We start from the raw sequence: 23143 nt of genomic DNA on the forward strand, positions 1-23143 counted from the left end.
TGTCGGAGTGGAAAGACTATTACTAGGCAATCTAGATATCAACCTAGTAAGATATTTCTGTGCCCCAATCAGCTGAACACCCGAGTACCCGGATGGCCTCCGACTACTCGCCCGACGAGCGCGAGCTGCTGCGCGCCGTGCGCCACCTCGTCCGCGCCGACCGCGAGATGCGGCGACGCCTCGGCACCTCCATGTCGGTCAACACCACCGACCTGCAGGCGCTGCGCCACGTGATCCGCGAGTGCCAAGCGGCCGAGCAGGCCGCCGCGGCGGCTGCCCCGGGCGCGCCCGCCGGTCCCGTCGGGGTGACCCCCCGCCGGCTCGCCGACCACCTCCAGATCACCACGGCGGCGACCACCACGCTGGTCGACCGCCTCGTGCGCTCCGGCCACCTGGAGCGGGTGCCGCACCCCGCGGACCGGCGCTCGGTGCTGCTCGTGCCGACGGCGCGGGCCCGCGAGGAGATGCACGCCCACCTCAGCTCGATGCACGTGCGGATGAAGGAGATCGCCGCCGCGGTCCCCGCCGAGGCGCGCCCGGCGGTGGTGGAGTTCCTCTCGGCGCTGACGGGGGAGATGGAGAAGGGCCGCCTCGACGTCGGGGGTTAGGCTGCCCGGTCGCCTTCCGAGAGGTCCCCCCGTCGTGAGCACCACCTCCCCGCCGGTCCCGCACGAGCCGGCGACCGTCCGCGGCGCCCTGCGCTCCCCGCGCCTTCTGCGCACCGAGGTGCTCGCCGGCCTGGTCGTGGCGCTGGCGCTGATCCCCGAGGCGATCTCCTTCTCGGTGATCGCCGGCGTCGACCCGCGGATGGGTCTCTACGCCTCCTTCACCATGGCGGTCACCATCTCCGTCCTGGGCGGCCGGCCGGCGATGGTCTCGGCGGCGACCGGAGCGGTCGCCCTCGTGGTCGCCCCCGTGGTGGCGCGGCACGGGGTCGACCACCTCGTGGCGACCGTCCTGCTCGGCGGGTTGATCCAGGTGGCGCTGGCGCTGCTCGGGGTCGCCCGGCTGATGCGCTTCGTGCCGCGCCAGGTGATGGTCGGCTTCGTCAACTCCCTGGCCCTCCTGGTGCTGCTGGCCCAGGTGCCCCACCTGGTCGGCGTCCCCGGCCTCGTCTACCCGCTGGTCGCGGCGGGCGTGCTGGTGATCGTCGTCCTGCCGCGGCTGACCACGGTCGTCCCGGCGCCCCTGGTCGCGGTGGTCGCGGTCACGGCGGTCGCCCTGGTGGCCGGCCTCGACGTGCCCGACGTGGGCGACGAGGGTGCGCTGCCCGACAGCCTGCCCTCCCTGCTGCTGCCCGACGTGCCCTGGACGTGGGAGACCCTGCGCGCGATCGCGCCGTACTCGCTGGCGATGGCGGTCGTAGGCCTGCTGGAGTCGCTGCTCACCGCCAAGCTCGTCGACGACATCACCGACACCCGCTCCGACAAGACGCGCGAGGCGTGGGGTCAGGGCGGCGCCAACCTCGTCACCGGCCTCTTCGGGGGGATGGGCGGCTGCGCGGTGATCGGGCAGACCATGGTCAACGTCAAGGAGTCCGGTGCCCGCACCCGGCTCTCCACCTTCCTCGCCGGCGTCTTCCTGCTGGTCCTGGTGGTCGGCTTCGGCGACGCGGTGGCGCGGATCCCCATGGCCGCCCTGGTCGCGGTGATGATCATGGTCTCCGTCGGCGCCTTCGACTGGCACAGCGTCCGGCCGGCGACCCTGCGCCGGATGCCGCTCTCGGAGACCGCCGTGATGGTGAGCACCGTGGTGGTGGTGGTCGCCACCGAGAACCTCGCCATCGGCGTCGGCGTGGGGGTCCTGGTCGCGATGACGCTCTTCGCGCGCCGGGTGGCCCACCTGACCGCGGTGACCCGGCAGGTGGTCGTCGACGAGGACGGCGTCGAGGTGGCGCGGTACGCCGTCACCGGCGAGCTCTTCTTCGCCTCCAGCAACGACCTCTACACGCAGTTCGACTACGTCGACGACCCCGACCGGGTGGTCGTGGACCTCTCGGGGGCCCACGTCTGGGACGCCTCCTCGGTGGCCGCGCTCGACGCGATCACCGCCAAGTACGGCCGCAAGGGCAAGGTCGTCGAGCTCGTCGGGCTGGACCCCGACAGCGCCGCCCGGCACGGTCGGCTGACCGGCGAGCTGCCCTGAGGTGCGGCGCTGTCACGAGAAGTTCACCCAGACAATGGGATTTCCCCGGGTCTGGCATCTGGCCAAGGGGGCCTTTGTTGGTAATGTGGTTGGCGCAACAGGTGCAAGTTCCAGCAGGTAGACGCCCGCGGAGTTTGTGATCCAACGGCGTTCTTTCTTTCGGCAGTGCCCGCAAGTCGGAGCGACGTGTCACCGCATCTGGTGCGGGGTCGTCGAGGTGACGATCTCTCGCCCCGACAAAGGAGTAACAGAGCAATGGCTCAGGGCACCGTGAAGTGGTTCAACGCTGAGAAGGGCTTCGGCTTCATCGCGCAGGAGGACGGCGGCGACGACGTCTTCGTGCACTACTCGGCGATCCAGACCCAGGGCTACAAGTCCCTGGACGAGAACCAGAAGGTCGAGTTCGACGTCACCCAGGGCCCGAAGGGCCCGCAGGCGGAGAACGTCCGCCCGGTCTGACGTGGAACGAGTGGAGCACCTGTTCCACGACTCTCGAGCCGAGGCCCCGTCCGTCAGGACGGGGCCTCGGTCCGTCTGAGCCCGACTTGAATTTCTGGCAGAATGTCTCAGGGGCCGGACATGTGACCGGGGATCCTGTCAAGGGTCCAGGTGGGTGGTTCCGAGCCTCCCTCGATTGGGGGATGTTTCCAGAAACGCCTGTTTAGGTCGGACGAAAGCGGGCACGCTTGTGCCAGTCGTCCGCTCTGGTGGGCGGCGACCGTTCTGCAGGACCACACCAGGAATCTCGGGGAGGAGGCTCACCTCGTGCACGACCCGTTCGACGTCACCCTCGAGGATGGCGACCTCATCGGTGAGGTGGAGCTCACCACCACGCTGATCATCGCGGCCAGCGAGTCCGACGGCCGGCTGACCACCGAGGAGATCGACCGCATCCTCGGCGTGGCTCCCGTCCCGCACCAGCGCTGACCCGCGCCGCCGCCCTCCCCGCGCCCTCGTCGCGCGCCCGCTCCTGTCGATAGTCCCCCACGTTCTGACCGCGCCCGCCGGCGTGTCCATGGTCAGGATGTCGGGGACTGTCTCGCGTTGAAGGCGGGTGAGCGGAGGACCTCCGGAGTCGAGGGTCCTTGAAACACCTACCCCCCAGGGGTATGGTCGACCCATGAGCGCGCACCACCACGGCTACATCCAGGGCAAGGACGACTACCTCGCACGCCTCCGGCGGATCGAGGGCCAGGCCCGCGGCCTGCAGCGGATGGTCGAGGAGGAGAAGTACTGCATCGACATCCTCACCCAGGTGAGCGCGATGACGAAGGCCCTCCAGGCCGTCTCCCTCGGCCTGCTCCAGGACCACCTGAGCCACTGCGTCGTCGACGCGGCCCGGGCCGGCGACGCCGAGGCCGAGGCCAAGATCGACGAGGCGATGGCCGCGATCGGCCGTCTCGTGAAGTCCTGACCGCACCCACCCTGCCCGGCGCCGTCCCGGCGGCCGGCTCCCATCCGTCACCACCGAGGAGATCCCGATGTCCCAGACCGCCACCTTCACCGTCACCGGCATGACCTGCCAGCACTGCGTCGCCTCCGTCACCGAGGAGGTGGGCGAGGTCCCCGGCGTCACCGGCGTCGACGTCGTCCTCGAGACCGGCGCCCTGACCGTCACCAGCGACCAGCCCGTCGACGAGGCCGCCGTGCGCGGCGCCGTCGAGGAGGCCGGCTACGCGCTGGCCTGACGCCGCCTGTCCCTGACTCGACCCCCGGGAGGACGTCCATGAGCACCCCGCTGCGTGTCGCCGCGTTCGTCGCGGCCCTCGTCGCCGTCTTCGGGCTGGCGGTCGGGGTCGGGCGTGCGGTCGGCCCGGTCGACACCGAGCCCGCCGCGCACGCGGGGGAGGAGGCACACGCCGACGACGAGGCGGCCGGTGCCGACGGGCACGCCGCGGAGGGCTCCCACGACGAGGAGGACGGTCCGTACGCAGTCGGCCTCACCACCCGCGCCGCCGGCCTCACGCTGGCGCTGGCCGAGCGGACGGTGGCCCCGGGCCGGGACGTCCGGCTGGCGTTCCGGGTCGAGACCTCCGGCGGTCGGCCGCTGCTCGACTACGACGTCGACCACGAGAAGGAGCTCCACCTGGTCGTGGTCCGCCGCGACCTCACCGGCTTCCAGCACCTGCACCCGACGCTCGACCGCGCGACCGGCACGTGGAGCACCCGGGCCGACCTCACCCCCGGCACGTGGCGCGTCGTCGCCGACCTGGTCCCGGCGGGCGAGGAGGGCGTGGTGCTCGCCGACGACCTCAGCGTCCCGGGCGACTTCCGGCCGGACGCCGAGCGTCGGGAACGCCGTACCGACCGGGTCGGCGACTACGAGCTCACCCTGGCCGGCGACACCGTCCCTGGCGCCGAGACCGTGCTGACGGCGCGGGTGAGCCGGGACGGCGCGCCCGTCGACGACCTGCAGCCCCACCTCGGCGCGCACGGCCACCTCGTCGTGCTGCGCGAGGGGGACCTGGGCTTCCTGCACGTCCACCCCGAGGGCGGGGGGAGCGGCCCCGGCGGGCCGGAGGTCGCCTTCGCGACGACCTTCCCCACCGCCGGCACCTACCGGCTCTTCCTCGACTTCCGCCACGACGGCGTGGTCCGGACGGCCGACTTCACCGTCCACGCGGAGGACGACGATGACCACTGACCAGACAGCCGGCCGGACCACGGGCCAGACCGCCACCGAGAAGGCGGCGACGACCGACCTCGAGCTCGAGATCTCCGGGATGACCTGTGCGTCGTGCGCCAACCGGATCGAGCGCAAGCTCAACAAGCTGGACGGCGTCACCGCCTCGGTCAACTACGCCACCGAGAAGGCGAAGGTCACCTTCGGCCCGGCGGTCACCCCCGAGGCCCTGCTGGAGACGGTGGCGGCGGCCGGCTACTCCGCCGAGCTGCCCGCGCCCCCGGCGCCGCCCGCCGGCGGCACGGTCGAGGGCGCGGCCGGCCGGGAGGCCGTCGCCGACCGGCGCGACCTCGAGGTCGCGGCGCTCCGCACCCGGCTGGTCTGGTCGGCGCTGCTGAGCGTGCCGGTGATCCTGCTGTCGATGGTCCCGGCGTGGCAGTTCGACCACTGGCAGTGGGCCTCGCTCACGCTCGCCGCGCCCGTCGTGACCTGGGGTGCGTGGCCCTTCCACCGGGCGGCCTGGACCAACCTGCGCCACGGCGCCACCACGATGGACACGCTCGTCTCGATGGGCGTGCTGGCGGCGACCGGGTGGTCGCTCTACGCGCTCTTCCTCGGCCCGGCCGGCGACCCCGGGATGACCCACGCCTTCGAGCTCACCGTCGCCCGGGGCGACGGCACGATGAACGTCTACCTCGAGGTCGCCGCGGGGGTCACCACCTTCCTGCTCGCCGGTCGGTGGTTCGAGAAGCGGGCGAAGCGCACCAGCGGAGCGGCCCTGCGCGCCCTGCTCGACCTCGGTGCCCGCGACGTCGCCGTGCTGCGCGACGGGTTCGAGGCCCGGGTGCCGGTGGAGGAGCTGGCGGTCGGCGACGAGTTCGTCGTGCGGCCGGGCGAGAAGATCGCCACCGACGGCGTCGTGGTCAGCGGCACCTCCGCGGTCGACACCTCGATGGTCACCGGCGAGTCGGTGCCCCTCGAGGTCGGCGCCGGGTCGGAGGTGGTCGGCGGGTGCGTCAACACCGGCGGCCGGCTGCTGGTCCGGGCGACCCGGGTCGGCGGGGACACCCAGCTGGCCCAGATGGCGCGGCTCGTCGAGGAGGCCCAGTCGGGCAAGGCGGAGGTCCAGCGCCTCGCCGACCGGGTCTCGGGCGTCTTCGTCCCGCTCGTGCTGCTGCTCGCCGCCGGCTCGCTCGGCTTCTGGCTCGGCGCGGGCGCGACCGCCACCGCCGCCTTCACCGCCGCCGTCTCGGTGCTCATCGTCGCCTGCCCCTGCGCGCTCGGCCTCGCCACCCCCACGGCGCTGCTGGTCGGCACCGGCCGCGGCGCCCAGATGGGCGTGCTGATCAAGGGCCCCGAGGTGCTGGAGTCGACCCGCCGCGTCGACACCGTGGTGCTCGACAAGACCGGGACGGTGACGACCGGCCGGATGGCGCTGGTCGAGGTGTTCCCCGCCGACGGCGAGGACGCCGCCGACGTCCAGGCCGTGGCGGCCGCCGTCGAGTCGGGGTCGGAGCACCCGATCGCCCGGGCCGTGGTCGAGGCGACCCCGGAGCGACCCGCCGCCGACGAGTTCGCCGTCCTCCCCGGTCTGGGCGCCCGGGCCCGCGTCGACGTGCGCGGCGAGCGCCACGAGGTGACCGTGGGCCGGGCGTCGGCCGTCGACGTCGACGTACCACCGGCGCTCGCGGCCGCCGTCGAGGCCGCGGAGGCCGAGGGCCGTACGGCGGTCGTCGCCGCCTGGGGCGGCCGGGTGCGGGGCGTGCTGGTGGTCTCCGACACGGTGAAGGAGGGCTCCGCGGCGGCCGTCGCCGAGCTGCGCCGCCTCGGCCTGCGTCCCCTGCTCGTGACCGGCGACAACGAGGGCGCGGCCCGCGCCGTCGCCGCCCGGGTCGGGATCGACGAGGTCGTCGCCGGCGTGCTGCCCGCCGGGAAGGTCGACGTCGTCCGCCGGCTGCAGGAGGAGGGCCGGGTCGTCGCCATGGTCGGCGACGGCGTCAACGACGCCCCCGCCCTGGCCCAGGCCGACCTCGGCCTCGCGATGGGGGCCGGCACCGACGTCGCGATCGAGGCGAGCGACCTCACCCTGGTCCGCGACGACCTCGGCGCCGCCGCCGACGCCGTCCGCCTCTCCCGCCGCACGCTCGGCACGATCAAGGGCAACCTCTTCTGGGCGTTCGCCTACAACGTCGCCGCCCTGCCCCTGGCCGCCGCGGGCCTGCTCAACCCCATGCTCGCCGGCGCGGCCATGGCCTTCTCCTCGGTCTTCGTCGTGACCAACAGCCTGCGGCTGCGCCGCTTCCGCTGAGTCCCACGCGCCCCAAGGATCCCCGCCTGTGCGGGGATTCCCGAAGTTGTCGCGGCGTGCACGCCCCGACAACTTCAGTGATCCCCGCTCAGGCGGGGATTCACGACGGCGCCCCCGGAGAAGCGGGGCGACGGAGGAGGCCACCCCTGCCAGAGTGGGACCGTGAACGCGATCGAGATCGAGCAGGTGGTCAAGACGTTCGGCGCGGTCCGGGCCCTGGACGGGTTCGACCTGACCGTCGGGACCGGCGAGGTGCACGGCTTCCTCGGGCCCAACGGGTCGGGCAAGTCGACGACGATGCGGGTGCTGCTGGGGCTGCTGCGGATCGACTCCGGCCGGGTCCGGATGCTGGGGGGCGACCCCTGGAGCCAGGCGGCCGAGCTGCACCGCCGGCTCGCCTACGTCCCCGGCGACGTCACGCTCTGGCCGTCGCTGACCGGGGGTGAGGTGATCGACCTGCTCAGCCGCATGCGCGGCGGCCTCGACGAGCGGCGGCGTGCCGAGCTGCTGGAGCGGTTCGAGCTCGACCCGACCAAGAAGGCGCGCGCCTACTCCAAGGGCAACCGCCAGAAGGTCGCGCTCGTCGCCGCGCTCGCCTCCCGGGTCGAGCTCTACCTCTTCGACGAGCCCACCTCGGGACTCGACCCGCTGATGGAGGCGGAGTTCCAGCGGGCCGTCGGCGACCTGCGCGCCGATGGCGCGACCGTGCTGCTCTCCAGCCACATCCTCGCGGAGGTCGAGGCGCTCTGCGACCGGGTCAGCATCATCCGGGCCGGCGTCAACGCGCTCAGCGGCACGCTCGCCGACCTGCGCCACCTCACCCGGACGACGGTGCTCGCCGAGACGGCGCGTCCTGCTGACGGGCTCACGGGCGTGCACGGCGTCCACCACCTGCAGCAGCACGACGGCCGGGTCACCTTCGAGGTCGACTCCGACCGGATCGGCGACGCCGTCGCGCACCTCGCCGGGCTCGGCCTGACGTCGCTGCAGGCGCACCCCCCCACCCTGGAGGAGCTCTTCCTCCAGCAGTACGGCGAGCGGCTCGAACCGTGAACGCCCTCACCGGCACCGGCCACCTGGTCCGGCTCGTGCTGCGCCGCGACCGCGTCCGGCTGCCGCTGTGGGTCGGCGGCCTGACCGGGTTGACGGTGGTCTCGGCCGCCGCCGTCCAGGACCTCTACTCCACCCCGGTCGAGATCGCGGCGTACCGCGCGACGGTCCAGGACAGCGCGTCCGGACGGCTCCTCAACGGCGTGCCGTACGCCGTCGACACCGTCGCCGGGATCACCGCCTACGAGGTCACCTCGATCGCGGGGCTGGTGGTCGCGCTGATGGTGACCTTCACCGTCGTCCGGCACACGCGCGGCGAGGAGGAGACCGGCACGGCCGAGCTCCTGCGCAGCACCGTCACCGGCCGGCACGCCGGCACGGCGGCCGCCCTGCTGGTGGCGATCGGCGCGGCGTTCCTCGCTGGCGCCCTCGACGCCGCGGTCCTGTGGGCCATCGGTCTCCCCGGGGCCGGCTCCCTGCTGCACGGCGCGGCCCTCGCCGGCGTCGGCCTCGTCTTCACGGCGTCCGCGGCGGCCGCCGCCCAGCTCACCTCCTCGGCCCGCGGCGCGCTCGGTGTCGCCGGCGCGGTGCTGGCGCTCCTCTTCGTGGTGCGCGGCGTCGGGGCGGTCCGCGACGACTGGCTGGTCTGGCTCTCGCCCTTCGGGTGGCAGGACGCCACCCGTCCGTACGGCGACCGGCTCTGGTGGCCGCTGCTGCTCGTCGTCGCGCTGACCGCGGTCGTCGCCGGGGGTGCGGCGTGGTTGACCGCGCACCGCGACTTCGGCTCCGGCCTGGTCCCGCCCCGCGCGGGCCGGGCCCGCGCGACGGCCGCGCTGGGCACCCCCGTCGGGCTGGCCTGGCGGGTGCAACGCGGCCTCTTCCTGGGCTGGGCCGTGGGGCTGACCCTCTTCGCCGCGCTCTTCGGCTCCCTGGGACGGGAGGTGGTCACCCTGATCGAGAGCAACCCCGAGATGGCCGACGTGATGGGGCTGTCTCTCGACGACGTGGTGCGGAGCTACTTCGCCTACGTCATCCCCTTCCTGGGCGTGCTGGCCAGCGCGTACGCCGTCGCCTCGGCGCTGCGGCTGCGCTCCGAGGAGCTGGGGGGTCGCGCCGAGGCGGTGCTGGCCACCGGGACGAGCCGGCTGGCGTGGGCGCTCGGCGGGGTGGCGGTCACGGTGCTCGGCACGCTCGCCATGGTGGTGCTGATGGGGGTGGCGCTGAGCACCAGCCACCTCCTGCTCTCCGGCGAGGACGCGCTCTTCGGCCGGCTGGTCGGCGCGACCGTGCAGCAGGCGGCCCCGGTCCTGCTGGTCGCCTCGACGGCGTTCCTGGCGCACGGCTGGTTCCCGCACCGCGCCCTGCTGGCGTGGGCGGTCTTCGCCTTCGCCCTGCTGGAGGCCTACCTCGGCGAGCTGCTCTCGATGCCGGCCTGGCTGGCCGACCTCTCGCCGTTCCGGCACCCGGCCGGCGTGCCCGTGGAGCCTTTCACGCCGTGGCCCCTGCTGGTGATCGGGGCGCTGGCGGCCGCGGCGGTGGCGGTCGGGCTCGCCGGGCTGCGGCGTCGCGACCTATCCTCCGCCTGACGACCGCGCGGCCGGCGCCCGCGGCCCCGGATGTGAGGATGGGGCCATGCCTGCCACCCAGCAGTCGGGGCACGGGGCCGAGGTCGTGGCCGCCGGCGTGCTCGTCACCCGCCCGGGCCACGACGTGCTGCTGGTCCACCGGCCGCGCTACGACGACTGGTCCTTCCCCAAGGGCAAGCTCGACCCCGGCGAGCACCTGACCGCCTGCGCGGTCCGCGAGGTCGAGGAGGAGACGGGGCTGCGGGTCCGCCTCGGTCCGCCGCTGCCGGAGCAGCGCTACCTCGTCGGCGGCCGCCCCAAGGTCGTCCACTACTGGACCGGTCGCGTCGTGGGCGACGACGACGTGGCGGACCACACCCGCGAGGACGAGATCGACGAGGTGGCCTGGGTGCCGTGGAAGGAGGCGGCCCGGCTGCTCACCCACGCCCACGACCGCGAGACGCTGGCCCACGCCCGGCCGCTGCGGCGGCGTACCCACCCCCTCGTCGTGCTCCGGCACGCCGTCGCGCTCCCGCGGCGGGGCTGGGACGGCGACGACCGGCTCCGCCCCCTCACCGACGAGGGACACGAGCAGGCCCTCAGCCTGGTGCCGGTGCTGGCGGCGTACGGCGTCACCCGGGTGGTCACGTCCAGCTCGACGCGCTGCGTCGACACCGTGGCGCCGTACGCCGCGGGGGTGCTGGCGGTCGAGGCGACCGACGCCCTGAGCGAGGAGGACGCCACGGCCGCGGGGGTGGTGGCGCTGGTCGACGAGCTGCGCGACGCGCTGGGCGAGCTCGACGACGCGACCGTGCTGTGCAGCCACCGGCCGGTGCTGCCGGCGGTGCTCGACGCCCTCGAGGTGGCCGACCGGCCGCTCGAGAAGGGCGGGATGGCGGTGGTCCACCTCCGCGACGGCGAGGTGGTCGCCACCGAGGTGCACGGGGCCGTCTGAGCGGCCCGTCGCGGACGGTGACCGGCGGGTAGGTCAAGGGCCCGGAGCCGGGTTCATGTGATGGTCGTCGCATCCTCGACCCGGTGTCGCCGAACGCCCGACCGTCGTTCACCCGTCGTTCACCGACGCCCGGGCCCGTGGTCACCTCCGGAGTCTTCACTCAGTGTCGTCAGCACACATGAAGACTCAGGAGACAACGAAGTGACGAGCACTTCCTTCCGCCGGGCGATCGTCCCCGGCCTGGCCGCCCTGGCCCTCACCCTCTCCGCCTGCGGCGCGGCCAACGAGGAGGCCTCGGCGGACGGCGACACCCCCAGCGGCCTCTCCGGCACCCTCAACGGTGGCGGCGCGAGCTCGCAGGAGGCGGCGCAGAACGCGTGGCGTGCCGGCTTCCAGGAGGCCAACCCCGACGTGACGGTCAACTACGACCCGGTCGGCTCCGGCGGCGGCCGTGAGGGCTTCTCCTCCGGCGGCTTCTCCTTCGCCGGCTCCGACTCCTACCTCGACGACGAGGAGGGCGAGCTCACCGCGGTCACCGAGCAGTGCAACGGCACCGCGCCGATCGAGATCCCCAACTACGTCTCCCCGATCGCGGTGATCTTCAACGTCGAGGGCGTCGACGAGCTCAACCTCACCCCCGAGGCCATCGCCGGGATCTTCAACAACGAGATCACCAAGTGGAACGACCCGGCCATCGCCGAGACGAACCCCGACGCCGACCTCCCCGACGCCGACATCACCGCGGTCCACCGCTCCGACGAGTCGGGCACCACCGGCAACTTCACCAACTACCTCGGCACCGTCGCGCCCGACGCGTGGCCGCACGGCGAGATCGAGATCTGGCCGATCAAGGCCGGCGAGGGCGCCAGCGGCACCTCCGGCGTCGTCTCCGCGGTCACCAACGGCCAGAACACGATCGGCTACGCCGACGCCAGCCAGGCCGGCGACCTCGGCACCGCCAACGTCCAGGTGGGCGACGACTTCGTCGGCCCGACCGCCGAGGCCGCCGCCAAGATCCTCGAGGTCTCCCCGCGGGTCGAGGGCCGCGCCGACACCTCGATGGTCTTCGACCTCGACTACGAGACCGAGGAGGCCGGCACCTACCCGATCGTGCTCACCTCCTACCTGATGGCCTGCACCACCTACGAGGACGAGGAGACGGCCGAGCTGGTCAAGGGCTACATCTCCTACATCCTCAGCGAGGACGGCCAGGCCACCGGCCAGGAGAACGCCGGCTCCGCGCCGCTCGCCGACTCGCTGGCCGAGGAGGCCCGCGGCCACGTCGAGGCGATCTCCGCCGGCTGACGCGGGCGGCGCGCAGGCGTACGCCGTAGGCGCACCGCCCCGCTCGACCCGCAGCACCGCACCACCCAGCCTCATCCAGCTTGATCCAGCTCCACCCAGCACCGCGAGACGCCGAGGGGGATCCGGGGCCGACCCACAGGTCGGACCCGGGTCCCCAGCGGCGTGATCGGACCAGGAGGAACCCCGTGCCACCCACCACCGCACCGGACGCGCCGAGCGCCGCGCCGGTCGTCGCCCCGACCGGGGTACGACGGCCGGGCGACCTCGTCTTCGCCGGCCTCGCCCGCGCCGCGGGGCTGCTGATCCTGGTCGCCCTGGCCGGCGTCGCGATCTTCCTGACCCTCGAGGGGGTCCCGGCGATCACGGCGCCGTCCGAGCGGATCGGTGCCGACAACATCGTCGTCTACGTCTGGCCGCTGCTCTTCGGCACGCTGCTGGCCGCCACCCTGGCGATCCTGGTCGCGGCGCCGCTGAGCATCGCGCTCGCCCTGGTGATCTCGCACTACGCGCCGCGCCGGCTGGCCCGCCCGATCGGCTACCTGATCGACCTGCTCGCGGCCGTGCCGTCGGTGGTCTACGGCCTGTGGGGGATCCAGTTCCTCGCGCCCAAGGTCTACCCGGTCTACCAGTGGCTGGTCGACAACCTGGGCTGGCTCCCGTTCTTCGAGGGCCCCGCCAACGGCCGCAGCATCCTCACCGCCAGCCTCGTGCTGGCGATCATGGCGATGCCGATCATCACCGCGATCTGCCGCGAGATCTTCGCCCAGACCCCCACGCTGCACCAGGAGGCCGCGCTGGCCCTGGGCGCCACCCGGTGGGAGATGATCCGGATGACGGTCTTCCCCTACTCCCGCTCCGGGATGATCTCGGCCGTCATGCTCGGCCTCGGACGGGCGCTCGGCGAGACGATGGCCGTCGCGATGGTCCTCTCGGCCACCGGGGTGATCACCTTCAACCTGATCTCCTCGGTCAACCCCTCGACCATCGCCGCCAACATCGCCCTCGGCTTCCCCGAGGCCTCCGGGGTCAAGGTCAACGTGCTGATCTTCTCCGGCCTGGTGCTCTTCGTCGTCACCTTCGTCGTCAACTTCCTCGCCCGGCTCATCGCCGCGCGGGGCGCGGTCAAGGGAGGTCGCTGAGATGGAGACCCCGACCCACCTGCAGGAGCGCCGGGACGCCTCCGACGCCGCGGCCGCCGAGGCCGCGTCCGCGCCGTTCGTCCCCCTGGTCCGCCCCCAGCTCCCCGCCCAGGCCCCGCTGCTGGTCGCCGTGCTCGCCGTGGCCGTGGGCGCGCTGCCGGTGGTGGTCCTCGGCTGGGGCCCGGTCGGCGGGGTGCTGGTCGCCGCCGTCGCCTTCCTCGTCGCGCTGCCCGTCTGGTCGAACGTCGTCGAAGGGCCGCGCAAGGCCACGGACCGGCTCGCGACCTCGCTGATGTGGAGCGCCTTCGCGATCGCCCTGGTGCCGCTGGTCAGCCTGCTGTGGCAGGTGGTCGGCAACGGCTTCCCCGCGCTCTCGGGGGAGTTCTTCACCTTCTCGATGCGCAACGTCGTCGGCGAGGGCGGCGGGATCTACCACGCGCTGGTCGGGACCCTGATCGTCACCGCCTGGGCCGCCGCGATCTCCGTCCCGGTCGGCGTGATGGCCGCGATCTACCTCGTCGAGTACGGCAGGGGCTCCCGGACCGCCCGGGTGATCACCTTCCTCGTCGACGTGATGACCGGCATCCCCTCCATCGTCGCAGGCCTCTTCGCCTACGCGCTCTTCGTGCTCTTCTTCGGGCCCGGGGTGCGGATGGGCTTCGGCGGCTCGGTGGCCCTGGCCGTGCTGATGGTCCCGATCGTGGTCCGGTCGACCGAGGAGATGCTCAAGCTGGTGCCCGACGAGCTGCGCGAGGCGTCGTACGCCCTGGGCGTGGCCAAGTGGCGCACGGTGACCAAGGTGGTGCTGCCGACCTCGATGGCCGGCATCGTCACCGGGGTGATGCTGGCGGTGGCGCGGGTCGCGGGGGAGACCGCGCCGCTGCTCATCATCGCCGGCGACACCGACTCGGTGAACTTCAACGCCTTCGCCGAGCGGATGGCGACCCTGCCGGTCTTCATCTACTACTCCTACATGCAGCCCGGGATCCCGCCCGAGTTCGGCCGCGAGCGCGCCTGGGGGGCCGCGCTCGTGCTGATCGCGCTCGTGATGGGGCTCAACCTCGTCGCTCGTGCCGTCGGCCGCTGGTTCGCCCCGAAGACGGGCCGCTGAGCCGCGCGCCGCGGCGTACCCCCTCCTCCCTCCCACACCCAGAGAGAACCCTGATGGCCAAGAGCATCGACATCTCCGACCTCGACATCTACTACGGCGACTTCCTCGCCGTGCAGGGCGTCAACATGACGATCCGAGCGCGGTCGGTGACCGCCTTCATCGGCCCCTCGGGCTGCGGCAAGTCGACCTTCCTGCGCTCGCTCAACCGGATGCACGAGGTGATCCCCGGCGCGCGCGTCGAGGGCAAGGTCGTCGTCGACGGGCAGTCGCTCTACGACCCCGGCGTCGACCCGGTGGAGGTGCGCCGCCAGATCGGGATGGTCTTCCAGCGGCCCAACCCCTTCCCGACGATGTCGATCTACGAGAACGTCCTGGCCGGCAACCGGCTCAACTCCAAGAAGATGAAGAAGGCCGAGGCCGACGACATCGTGGAGCGCTCGCTGCGCGGCGCCAACCTCTGGACGGAGGTCAAGGACCGTCTCTCCAAGCCCGGGATGGGTCTCTCCGGCGGCCAGCAGCAGCGGCTCTGCATCGCCCGCGCGATCGCCGTCGAGCCGCAGGTGCTGCTGATGGACGAGCCCTGCTCCGCCCTCGACCCGATCTCGACCGCGGCGATCGAGGACCTCATCCACGAGCTCAAGAGCGACTACACGATCGTCATCGTCACCCACAACATGCAGCAGGCGGCCCGGGTCTCCGACGAGACCGGCTTCTTCAACCTCAAGGCGACCGGCGAGCCCGGCCACCTCGTGGAGTTCAACTCGACCCAGAAGATGTTCGCCAACCCCGACGACCCCTCCACCGAGGCCTACATCTCCGGCCGCTTCGGCTGAGCCGATCGCCCTTCGCTCGATAGTCCCCCACAAGGTGACCATGGGGGAGCGGCGTGTCGCGGTCAGAACGCGGGGGACTATCGGAGTTGGGAAGGCGCCGGACCGCGCCGGACTGAGCCGGAATCTGGGGGCGGGGCTGGGGAGCGAGGCAGCTCCGGGGGCTGCGGCCGGCCTCCTGTGGAGGAGCGGCCAGTCGAGGAGCGTGACGTGGGCAGCCTCGCCGGATGCTCGACGATCCTGCCCGTCGGACCGGAGAACTCACCCGGTTCGAGCCGCCTCCCTTCCACCCCGCCCGTCCCGGCCTGGTGGCGCCAGCCCGTCGTGACGACTCCGGCCGCGCCGGCCCGACCCGCCGGCAGCTGCGGGCGGGAGAGTTCCGGCGCACCAGTCATGGCCGTTGGGTGCCTGCAGCCACGCCGACGACCACGCAGCAGCGGATCCTCGAGGCAGCGGCGCTCCTGCCGGAGCGGTGCGCGGTCACCGGGTGGGCGGCGCTGCACTGGCTGGGCGCGACGTGGTTCGACGGGACCGACACGTCGGGCGGGCAGCGACCCGTTCCCCTCGCCACCGGGGGTCTCGACCTGCGCGTCCCGCCGGGGGTGAGTGTGTGCGCCGAGCACCTTCCGCTCGCGAGCCTCGTGGAGGTCGACGGCGTGGTCATCACTCTTCCGGAGCGTTCGGTGGGTTTCGAGATGCGCTACGCACCGTCGGTGCGGCAGGCGGCCGTCACGGCCGGGATGGCGGCGTACGACGACCTCGTCGACCGCCGGGAGCTCGCGCTGCACCTCGCGAGCCAGCGCAGCCGGACGGGAGTGCCGCGGGCCCGTGAGGCGTACGAGCTCGTGCAGGAGAACTGGTGGTCGCCTGCGGAGGCGTGGACCGAGATGGTCTGGATCCTGGACGCGGGACTGCCGAGGTTGCGGTGCAACGTGCCGGTCTTCGATCGTGCGGGCAGGTTCGTCGCCACCCCGGACCTGCTCGACGAGGAGGCCGGTCTGGCGATCGACTACGACGGGGCCGTGCACCTCGACCTTGCCCAGCGTCACCGCGACCTCGTACGGACGGAGGCGCTGCGCGCCCTCGGTCTGCGCGTGCTCGTCGTCATGGCAGCGGACCATCGGCGTCGAGGACACCTGGTCCACCGGATGCTCGCCGCGAGGCGCGCCGCGCGTTTCGAGGCGGAGTCCTCCCGGCGCTGGACGACCGACCCGCCGGGCTGGTGGCGCTCGACGCTGACCGTGGCCGATCGGCGTGCCCTGTCGCCCGAGGATCGCGCGCGGTGGCTGCGCTACCGCCTGACCTCCGGATAGTCCCCATCATCTTGACCAAGAACACGCCGGGCGGCACGGTCAGATTGCGGGGGACTATCCACCCGTCCCCGACAGCGGCAGCGGGGCGCAGAGGAGGGGAGGCGGGTCAGGCGGGCTGGCGCGCGGCCCGCCGGGCGTCGCGGTGGGCGACGACGGTACGCCGGGCGGTGCGGGCCGTGAGCCACAGGCTGACGGCGACGTAGTAGGCGACGTACAGCAGCGAGAGGACCACGAGCAGGTCGTGGGGGTCGGGGAGGCCGGCCGTGATCAGCCCGAAGAGCACGAGCCAGGCCGTCGCGAGCGTCATGTTGACCGCCCAGAGCACGGGGGTGCGGGAGGGGTAGACGTACTTCACCGGCACGAAGACCAGCACCGCCAGGACCAGCAGCAGCACCGCCGTCGTCGTGGGGCCGAGGCCGAGCACCACGACGTAGAAGGCCACGATGTTCCAGTAGCTCGGGAAGCCGAGGAAGAAGTGGTCGTCGGTCTTCGCGTCGCTGCGGCAGAACTGGTAGCACGAGGCGAGCACCGGCACCGCGGCGCAGACCCCGCCGAACCAGGCGCCGGGCAGGTAGCCTCCTGCCCACAGCAGCACCATCGGCGCGAAGACGTAGGTGATGTAGTCGACGATGTTGTCGAGCAGGGCCCCGTCGAAGCCGGGCATCACCTCCTTGACCCGCAGGTGCCGGGCGAGGAGGCCGTCGGTCCCGTCGATCACCATCGCGACGAGGAACAGCCACAGGACGGTCTCGACCTCCCCCTGGTAGGAGAAGTGGACCATCAGCAGCGCCAGCACCGAGCCCACCGCGGTGTAGGCGTGGACCGCCGCCGCCCCGAGGCGCTGGGCCGGGGTGGCCGGGCCCGTGGACGAGGTCATGCGGAAAGAGTAGGGCGCCGCGGCGGCCCGGGGACGGCGTACGCGCTCAGCGGACGTCTCAGCAGCCCGGCTCGGTGGTAGTCCGCAGCGATCTGACCACGACACGCTGGGGTGGCATGGTCAGAACGTGGGGGACTATCCACACGGGGGAGCGCGTGAGGGCGGGACAGGGGCACCGGGTCAGGGGAGCCAGAGGTGGGCGATCCAGTAGCAGACCGCTGCCACGAAGCCGGCCGCCGGGAAGGTCAGCACCCAGGCCGCGAGGATCGACTTCGCCACGCCCCAGCGCACGGCCGAGAGCCGCTTGGTCGCGCCGACGCCCATCACCGCCGAGGTGATGGTGTGGGTGGTGGAGATCGGGGCCTCCCAGACGTACGCCGTGGTGTAGAGCACCGAGGCGGCCACCGACTCGGCCGCGAAGCCGCGGGGCGGGTCGAGGTGGATGATCCGGCGCCCCAGGGTCCGCATGATCCGCCAGCCGCCCGACCACGTGCCGAGCGAGATCGCGGTCGCGGCGGCGACGATCACCCACAGGGGCAGGTCGTCGCCGGCGTTGACGTAGTTGCCGGCGAGCAGGGCGAGGAAGATGACGCCCATCGTCTTCTGGGCGTCCTGCAGGCCGTGGCCCAGCGCCATCGCGGCGGCCGAGATGGTCTGGGCGATCTTGAAGCCGCGGTTGGCCTTGTGGGGGTTGGCCTTCCGGGCGGCCCACATGATGCCGACCATCACGAGGAAGCCGAGGGTGAAGGCGACGAGCGGCGAGAGGATCATCGGGATCGCGACCTTGGCGATCACGGTGTCCCACTTGACGAAGACGCCGGCGGCCAGCGCCGCGCCCACGAGGCCGCCGATCAGGGCGTGCGAGGAGGAGGAGGGCAGGCCGAAGTACCAGGTGATCATGTTCCACGCGATGGCGCCCAGCAGGCCGGCCATCACGATGGTGAGGGCATGGCTGCCCGTCCCGGGGTCGATCACGTCGGAGACGGTCTGCGCGACCTTCTGGCCCAGGAAGGCGCCGACGAAGTTCATGACCGCCGCCATGCCGAGCGCGACCCGCGGCGTCAGCGCGCGGGTCGAGACCGAGGTGGCGATCGCGTTGGCGGCGTCGTGGAAACCGTTGGTGTAGTCGAAGACGAGGGCGACGACGACGACCGCGATGACAATCGCGAGCTCCATCGGGTCAGGACTCCTTGACGGCGATCTGCTCCACCGTGTTGGCGACCTTCTCGAAGGCGTCGATGGCGCCCTCGAGCGACTCGACGACGTCCTTGAGCTTGAGCACCTCGAGGGCCTCGTACTTGCCGCTGAAGAGGCTGGCGAGGATCCGGCGGTAGGACTTGTCGCCGGCGTTCTCGAGGCGGTTGATCTCGATCCAGTAGTCGTCGAGGTCGGCCATCGACTTCAGCCGCGGCATGGCCTCGGCGGTCAGCTCGGCGCAGCGCTGGATGACCTCGACCTGGTTGGAGAGCTCCGAGGGGAGGTGGGTGACCTCGTAGAGCAGGATCAGGTCGACGGCCTCCTCCATCATGTCCATGATGTCGTCGAGCCCCGAGGCGAGGTCGTAGATGTCCTCGCGGTCGAAGGGCGTGACGAAGGTGGAGTTGACCCGGCGGATGAGCGCGTGGGTCGTCTCGTCGCAGGCGTGCTCGGCCTCACGCATGCGGCGGGCGACGTCCTCACGGTCGGCGCCCTCGGCCAGCATCTCGGCGAGGATGCCGGCGCCGGACACGAGGTGCGTGCCGAACTCGCTGAAAAGGTCGTAGAAGGAAGACTCGACAGGGCGGAACCTGAAACCCACGGGGAACTCCTGGTGAGCAGGACGGGAACGCCGGTCATGCTACGGGCACGACGTCCCGGCGACGCAAGTCCGGGGGGCGCCCGGTCAGGCCCGACGCCGTCGCTGACGCTCGATCAGCGCCTCGTGGAGATGCACGTCACCCCCGCGCCGCTCCCACTCGCCGTCGGGGCCGAGCTCCCACGCCGAGGTGCCGGGGTCGAAGGCGAGGTCGAGCAGCCCGCCCACCCGCTCGACGAGCGCCTGGTCGGGGAGCCGGACCAGCACCTCGACCCGCCGGTCGAGGTTGCGGTGCATCATGTCGGCCGACCCGATCCACGCGGTCGGGTCGCCGCCGGCCTCGAACCAGAAGATCCGGCTGTGCTCCAGGAAGCGGCCCAGCACCGACCGCACCCGCACGGTCTCCGACAGGCCCGGTACGCCGGGGCGCAGCGCGCAGATGCCGCGCACGAGCAGCTCGACCGGGACGCCCGCCTGGGAGGCGAGGTAGAGCGCGTCGACGACCGCCTCGTCGACCACCGAGTTGGCCTTGACCCGGATCCGCGCCGGCCGCCCCGCGCGGTGGTGGGCGACCTCGGCGTGGATCTGGTCGACGAGCCCGTCGCGGACGGTCGCGGGCGCCACCAGCAGCGTCTCGTAGGTCGCGTGGCGGGAGATCCCGGAGATGTTGTTGAAGAGGTGGGCGACGTCCTCGCCGATGGCGTCGTCGCAGGTCAGCAGGCCCAGGTCCTCGTAGGTGCGGGCGGTCTTGGGGTTGTAGTTGCCGGTGCCGATGTGGGTGTAGCGACGGATCCGGCCGTCGGGCTCCTCGCGCACCACCATGGAGAGCTTGCAGTGGGTCTTGAGCCCGACCAGCCCGTAGACGACGTGGCAGCCGGCCTGCTCGAGCTTGCGGGCCCAGCGGATGTTGGCCTGCTCGTCGAAGCGCGCCTTGATCTCGACGATCACGAGCACCTGCTTGCCGGCCTCGGCGGCGTCGACCAGGGCGTCGATCACGGGGGAGTCGCCCGAGGTGCGGTAGAGCGTCTGCTTGATCGCCAGCACGTGCGGGTCGGCGGCGGCCTGCTCGAGGAACCGCTGCACCGAGGTGGCGAAGGAGTCGTAGGGGTGGTGCAGCAGCACGTCGTGCCGGCGTACCGCCTCGAAGACGTCGACCGGCGAGGAGGACTCGACCTCGGCCAGCAGCGGGTGGGTGGTCGGCACGAACGCCGGGTACTGCAGGTCCTCGCGGGGCAGGTCGGCGATGCCGTGCAGGCCGCGCAGGTCGAGCGGGCCGGGGAGGGTGAAGACCTCGTCGGCCTGGACGCCGAGCTCGGAGACGAGCAGGTCGCGCATCCGGCCGGTCATGGTCTCCTCGACCTCGAGCCGCACCGGCGGCCCGAACTTGCGCCGCAGCAGCTCCTTCTCGAGCGCCTTGAGCAGGTTCTCGGCGTCGTCCTCCTCGACCTCGAGGTCCTCGTTGCGGGTGACCCGGAAGGTGTGGGAGCGGACCACCTCCATGCCGGGGAAGAGCCGCTTGAGGTGCTCGCGGATGACGTCCTCCAGGGGCACGAAGCGCTGGTTGCCGAGCGGCACGAAGCGGTTGAAGACGGGCGGCACCTTGACCCGGGCGAAGTGCTCGGTCCCGGTCTCGGGGTCGCGGACGATGACGGCGAGGTTGAGCGAGAGCCCCGAGATGTAGGGGAAGGGGTGGGCCGGGTCGACGGCGAGCGGCGTGAGGACGGGGAAGACCCGCTCCTTGAAGATCCGCTTGCAGTACTTCTGCTCCTCCCGGGTCAGCCCCTCCCAGCGGACGAGCTCGATCCCCTCCTCGCGCAGCGCCGGGATGAGGTCGTCGAGGAAGAGCCGCGCCTGCCGCTCCATCAGCGCCCCGGCCTGCAGCGAGATCTGCTCGAGCACCTCGCGCGGCATCAGCCCCGAGGCGGCCCGGACGGCGACGCCCGCGGCGATCCGCCGCTTGAGGCCGGCGACGCGCACCATGAAGAACTCGTCGAGGTTGCTGGTGAAGATGGCCAGGAAGCGGGCCCGCTCCAGCAGCGGCACCGAGGGGTCCTCGGCAAGCTCGAGCACCCGCTGGTTGAAGCGCAGCCAGGAGAGCTCGCGGTCGAGGAACCGGTCGGAGAACTCCTCGACCGCCGCGACCGTCTCGGCGTCGGGGACGTACGGCGGCTCCACGTCGAAGGTGTCCGACGGGTGGGCGAAGGGCTCGCCGTCGAGCGGCCCCTCCTCGCTGGCGGCACCGACGTGGGTGGGGAGCGAGGCGGACGGCGAGCTCATGCTCGCCAGTGTGGCACCGCGAGGTGAACGGCGGGTGACGCCGCGGCTCAGCGCTCCAGCACGAGGGTGACCGGCCCGTCGTTGACCGACTCGACCTGCATGTCGGCGCCGAAGACCCCCTTCTCCACGTGGGCGCCGAGGGCGACGAGCTCGCCGCAGACGGCGTCGTACACGGGCTCGCTGACCGCGCCCGGGGCGGCCGCCGACCAGGTGGGGCGGCGGCCCTTGACGGCGTCGCCGTAGAGGGTGAACTGGCTGACCACGAGGATCGGCGCGCCCACCTCGGAGGCGGAGCGCTCCTCGCGCAGCAGCCGCAGGTCCCAGATCTTGCGGGCCATCCAGGCGACCTGCTCGGGGCCGTCGTCGTGGGTCACGCCCAGGTAGACGAGCAGGCCGGGCTTCGGAAGCGAACCGACAATCTTTCCGTCGACGGAGACCGTTGCCGACACAACTCGCTGGATCACGGCGCGCACGAAGAAGATCCTCCTGTGGGGGGCTGGGTCGGACGGTGCCGAGTCTGCCACCATGGGCCGCATGCCCACGCCCACCCTCGCGCCCGACTCCCTTCTCGTCACCGTCGCGCCCACCGGCGCGGAGACCGCCAAGGCCGACTGCCCCCAGCTGCCCACCACGCTCGAGGAGCTCGTCGCCACCGCACGCGACTGCGAGGCGGCGGGCGCGGCGATGGTCCACGTCCACGTGCGCGACGGCGACCACCGGCCGACCCTCGACGGCGGGCTGCTCAAGGAGACCGTCGCCGCGCTGCGGCAGGAGACCGACCTCGTCGTCCAGCTCTCGACGGGCGGCTCGGTCCACGACCCGCTGGCCGAGCGGCTCAAGGTGCTCGACGCCGAGCCCGACTCCTGCAGCCTCACGATGGGGACCACCAACTTCGGCGACGACGTCTTCTCCAACCCGTGGCCGTTCGTGGTCGAGCTCTACCAGCTGGCCCAGGAGCGCGCGGTGGTGCCGGAGTTCGAGCTCTTCGACCTCGGCCAGGTGCACGCGCTGGTCCGGCTGCTCGACCGGTACGGGCTGCCCGCCGGCGGCAGGGTCCACGTCGACCTCGTCATGGGCGTCCCGGGCGGGATGGACGGCACCGCCTCGGCGATGGTCGCCGCGGTCCACGACCTGCCCGCCGAGGTGACCTCGTGGTCGGCGACCGGGATCGGCCGGACCACCCTGCCCGTGATGCTCGGGGCGCTGTCGATGGGCGGCCACCTCCGCGTCGGCATGGAGGACGTGCTGACGATCAGCCGCGGCGTCCCCGTGGAGTCCAACGCCCAGCTGGTACGCCGTGCCGTCGAGGCCGGCGCGCTGGCGCAGCGCGGCCCCATGTCGCCCGCCGCGGCGCGCGAGCTCCTCGGCGTGCGCCCCGCGTCGAGATAGTCCCCCACAGTCTGACCATCGACACGCCGGCCCCCTTGGGCAGAATGTGGGGGACTATCCCGAGGGAGCGCAGGCATCAGGCCCGCGTCAGTAGACGAGCGCCTGCACGCCGTCCTCCAGGACCTCCTCGGTGAACAGCGCGGCCCCGGCGATCCGGGCGCCGGCGACGAGGGCGTCCTCGGTGATTCCGCGGCGCGCGGCGCACTGGGTGCAGACCGTGAGGCTGCCGTCGGCCAGGACGGCGTCGCGCAGCGTGGCGAGCGGGGTGGCGAGCGGCAGCCCGAGCTCCTCCGCCCGGTCGGGCAGCCCGAGCCACGCGGCCTCGCCCGTCAGCCAGACCGAGACCCGCGCCCCGGAGGCGACGGCGGCGGCGGCGACGGTGAAGGCCTGGTTGAGCCGCTCGGGCTCCTCGGTGCCGCAGGTGACCTTGACGACGAGGGGACGAGTCATCCCCCCAGCCT

General features: G+C 72.5%; 23 protein-coding genes. 17 read left to right on the plus strand and 6 right to left on the minus strand.

All coding sequences use genetic code 11. The annotated features are described in order from the left end of the window. The first annotated feature begins 92 nt into the window (after positions 1 to 92). The 16 genes from DNK53_RS18305 to DNK53_RS05780 all read left to right on the plus strand — a co-directional run bounded on the left by DNK53_RS18305 (position 93) and on the right by DNK53_RS05780 (position 16344). Positions 93 to 608 carry a MarR family winged helix-turn-helix transcriptional regulator gene (locus DNK53_RS18305; protein WP_110181246.1) on the plus strand — a complete coding sequence of 172 codons (516 nt, stop codon included), beginning with the start codon at positions 93 to 95 and terminating at the stop codon, positions 606 to 608. 34 nt (positions 609 to 642) lie between these two features. Beyond that, entirely contained in the window at positions 643 to 2145 is a 1503-nt protein-coding gene (locus tag DNK53_RS05715) for a SulP family inorganic anion transporter (RefSeq protein ID WP_110181247.1), read from the plus strand. A 255-nt stretch (positions 2146 to 2400) separates the two neighbouring features. Then, complete coding sequence (locus DNK53_RS05720) at positions 2401 to 2604, plus strand: cold-shock protein (protein WP_056863399.1); 204 nt, start codon at positions 2401 to 2403, stop codon at positions 2602 to 2604. Positions 2605 to 2910: 306 nt separating this feature from the next. Then, positions 2911 to 3072, plus strand: coding sequence for a hypothetical protein (locus DNK53_RS17735; protein WP_204163748.1), 162 nt, complete (start codon positions 2911 to 2913; stop codon positions 3070 to 3072). A 193-nt stretch (positions 3073 to 3265) separates the two neighbouring features. After that, positions 3266 to 3559 carry a metal-sensitive transcriptional regulator gene (locus DNK53_RS05725; protein ID WP_110181248.1) on the plus strand — a complete coding sequence of 98 codons (294 nt, stop codon included), beginning with the start codon at positions 3266 to 3268 and terminating at the stop codon, positions 3557 to 3559. Positions 3560 to 3626: 67 nt separating this feature from the next. Beyond that, the gene (locus DNK53_RS05730; protein ID WP_110181249.1) at positions 3627 to 3833 is read left to right on the plus strand and encodes a heavy-metal-associated domain-containing protein; all 207 of its coding nucleotides are present in this window, start codon (positions 3627 to 3629) and stop codon (positions 3831 to 3833) included. A 38-nt stretch (positions 3834 to 3871) separates the two neighbouring features. Then, positions 3872 to 4789 carry a hypothetical protein gene (locus tag DNK53_RS05735; protein ID WP_110181250.1) on the plus strand — a complete coding sequence of 306 codons (918 nt, stop codon included), beginning with the start codon at positions 3872 to 3874 and terminating at the stop codon, positions 4787 to 4789. Then, a complete protein-coding gene (locus tag DNK53_RS05740; RefSeq protein ID WP_110181251.1) occupies positions 4779 to 7076 on the plus strand; it encodes a heavy metal translocating P-type ATPase in 2298 nt (765 codons plus the stop codon). The genes DNK53_RS05735 and DNK53_RS05740 overlap by 11 nt, the downstream gene beginning before the upstream one ends. A 162-nt stretch (positions 7077 to 7238) precedes the next feature. Next, positions 7239 to 8129, plus strand: a complete 891-nt coding sequence (locus tag DNK53_RS05745) for an ABC transporter ATP-binding protein (RefSeq protein WP_110181252.1) — start codon at positions 7239 to 7241, stop codon at positions 8127 to 8129. Beyond that, positions 8126 to 9712, plus strand: a complete 1587-nt coding sequence (locus DNK53_RS17405) for an ABC transporter permease (protein ID WP_162599801.1) — start codon at positions 8126 to 8128, stop codon at positions 9710 to 9712. Before DNK53_RS05745 ends, DNK53_RS17405 begins: the two co-directional genes overlap by 4 nt. 46 nt (positions 9713 to 9758) lie before the next feature. After that, a complete protein-coding gene (locus DNK53_RS05755; protein WP_110181253.1) occupies positions 9759 to 10646 on the plus strand; it encodes an NUDIX hydrolase in 888 nt (295 codons plus the stop codon). Positions 10647 to 10847: 201 nt separating this feature from the next. Next, complete coding sequence (locus DNK53_RS05760) at positions 10848 to 11951, plus strand: phosphate ABC transporter substrate-binding protein PstS (protein WP_204163749.1); 1104 nt, start codon at positions 10848 to 10850, stop codon at positions 11949 to 11951. A 185-nt stretch (positions 11952 to 12136) separates the two neighbouring features. Continuing rightward, positions 12137 to 13090, plus strand: coding sequence for a phosphate ABC transporter permease subunit PstC (pstC, locus tag DNK53_RS05765; protein WP_110181254.1), 954 nt, complete (start codon positions 12137 to 12139; stop codon positions 13088 to 13090). 1 nt (position 13091) lies between these two features. Further along, positions 13092 to 14201: a phosphate ABC transporter permease PstA gene (gene pstA, locus DNK53_RS05770; RefSeq protein ID WP_110181255.1), complete on the plus strand. Its 1110-nt coding sequence runs from the start codon at positions 13092 to 13094 to the stop codon at positions 14199 to 14201. 53 nt (positions 14202 to 14254) lie between these two features. Then, positions 14255 to 15034, plus strand: coding sequence for a phosphate ABC transporter ATP-binding protein PstB (gene pstB, locus DNK53_RS05775; protein WP_110181256.1), 780 nt, complete (start codon positions 14255 to 14257; stop codon positions 15032 to 15034). A 401-nt stretch (positions 15035 to 15435) separates the two neighbouring features. Then, entirely contained in the window at positions 15436 to 16344 is a 909-nt protein-coding gene (locus DNK53_RS05780; protein ID WP_110181257.1) for a PDDEXK family nuclease, read from the plus strand. Between the two features lie 106 nt (positions 16345 to 16450). Here the strand turns inward: DNK53_RS05780 and DNK53_RS05785 are convergent, their stop codons facing one another. From DNK53_RS05785 to dtd, 5 genes are all read right to left on the minus strand, one after another. Further along, positions 16451 to 17221 carry a CDP-alcohol phosphatidyltransferase family protein gene (locus tag DNK53_RS05785; RefSeq protein ID WP_110181258.1) on the minus strand — a complete coding sequence of 257 codons (771 nt, stop codon included), beginning with the start codon at positions 17219 to 17221 and terminating at the stop codon, positions 16451 to 16453. Between the two features lie 180 nt (positions 17222 to 17401). Beyond that, positions 17402 to 18397, minus strand: a complete 996-nt coding sequence (locus DNK53_RS05790) for an inorganic phosphate transporter (RefSeq protein WP_110181259.1) — start codon at positions 18395 to 18397, stop codon at positions 17402 to 17404. 4 nt (positions 18398 to 18401) lie between these two features. Further along, entirely contained in the window at positions 18402 to 19019 is a 618-nt protein-coding gene (locus DNK53_RS05795) for a DUF47 domain-containing protein (RefSeq protein WP_110181260.1), read from the minus strand. A gap of 84 nt (positions 19020 to 19103) precedes the next feature. Next, the gene (locus DNK53_RS05800) at positions 19104 to 21293 is read right to left on the minus strand and encodes an RNA degradosome polyphosphate kinase (protein WP_110181261.1); all 2190 of its coding nucleotides are present in this window, start codon (positions 21291 to 21293) and stop codon (positions 19104 to 19106) included. A 47-nt stretch (positions 21294 to 21340) separates the two neighbouring features. Continuing rightward, positions 21341 to 21766 (minus strand): D-aminoacyl-tRNA deacylase, encoded by a 426-nt coding sequence (gene dtd, locus DNK53_RS05805; protein WP_110181262.1) that lies wholly within the window; start codon positions 21764 to 21766, stop codon positions 21341 to 21343. A 61-nt stretch (positions 21767 to 21827) separates the two neighbouring features. On the opposite strand from dtd, the gene DNK53_RS05810 reads away from it, so the two are divergent. Next, complete coding sequence (locus DNK53_RS05810) at positions 21828 to 22682, plus strand: beta-keto acid cleavage family enzyme (protein WP_110181439.1); 855 nt, start codon at positions 21828 to 21830, stop codon at positions 22680 to 22682. An 87-nt stretch (positions 22683 to 22769) separates the two neighbouring features. Here the strand turns inward: DNK53_RS05810 and DNK53_RS05815 are convergent, their stop codons facing one another. Further along, positions 22770 to 23132 carry a DsrE family protein gene (locus DNK53_RS05815; protein WP_110181263.1) on the minus strand — a complete coding sequence of 121 codons (363 nt, stop codon included), beginning with the start codon at positions 23130 to 23132 and terminating at the stop codon, positions 22770 to 22772. Positions 23133 to 23143 lie beyond the last annotated feature (11 nt).

Origin of the sequence: Nocardioides solisilvae (assembly GCF_003194625.1) — a bacterium.
GTDB lineage: Bacteria > Actinomycetota > Actinomycetes > Propionibacteriales > Nocardioidaceae > Nocardioides > Nocardioides solisilvae.

Coding starts and splice junctions, on each gene's coding strand:
- pstB (WP_110181256.1), top strand. CDS start 14,255: ATGGCCAAGAGCATCGACATCTCCGACCTCGACATCTACTACGGCGAC.
- DNK53_RS05730 (WP_110181249.1), top strand. CDS start 3,627: ATGTCCCAGACCGCCACCTTCACCGTCACCGGCATGACCTGCCAGCAC.
- DNK53_RS05810 (WP_110181439.1), top strand. CDS start 21,828: ATGCCCACGCCCACCCTCGCGCCCGACTCCCTTCTCGTCACCGTCGCG.
- DNK53_RS05740 (WP_110181251.1), top strand. CDS start 4,779: ATGACCACTGACCAGACAGCCGGCCGGACCACGGGCCAGACCGCCACC.
- DNK53_RS05815 (WP_110181263.1), bottom strand. CDS start 23,132: ATGACTCGTCCCCTCGTCGTCAAGGTCACCTGCGGCACCGAGGAGCCC.
- DNK53_RS05790 (WP_110181259.1), bottom strand. CDS start 18,397: ATGGAGCTCGCGATTGTCATCGCGGTCGTCGTCGTCGCCCTCGTCTTC.
- DNK53_RS05755 (WP_110181253.1), top strand. CDS start 9,759: ATGCCTGCCACCCAGCAGTCGGGGCACGGGGCCGAGGTCGTGGCCGCC.
- DNK53_RS05725 (WP_110181248.1), top strand. CDS start 3,266: ATGAGCGCGCACCACCACGGCTACATCCAGGGCAAGGACGACTACCTC.
- DNK53_RS05720 (WP_056863399.1), top strand. CDS start 2,401: ATGGCTCAGGGCACCGTGAAGTGGTTCAACGCTGAGAAGGGCTTCGGC.
- DNK53_RS18305 (WP_110181246.1), top strand. CDS start 93: ATGGCCTCCGACTACTCGCCCGACGAGCGCGAGCTGCTGCGCGCCGTG.
- pstA (WP_110181255.1), top strand. CDS start 13,092: ATGGAGACCCCGACCCACCTGCAGGAGCGCCGGGACGCCTCCGACGCC.
- DNK53_RS05735 (WP_110181250.1), top strand. CDS start 3,872: ATGAGCACCCCGCTGCGTGTCGCCGCGTTCGTCGCGGCCCTCGTCGCC.
- DNK53_RS05785 (WP_110181258.1), bottom strand. CDS start 17,221: ATGACCTCGTCCACGGGCCCGGCCACCCCGGCCCAGCGCCTCGGGGCG.
- DNK53_RS05800 (WP_110181261.1), bottom strand. CDS start 21,293: ATGAGCTCGCCGTCCGCCTCGCTCCCCACCCACGTCGGTGCCGCCAGC.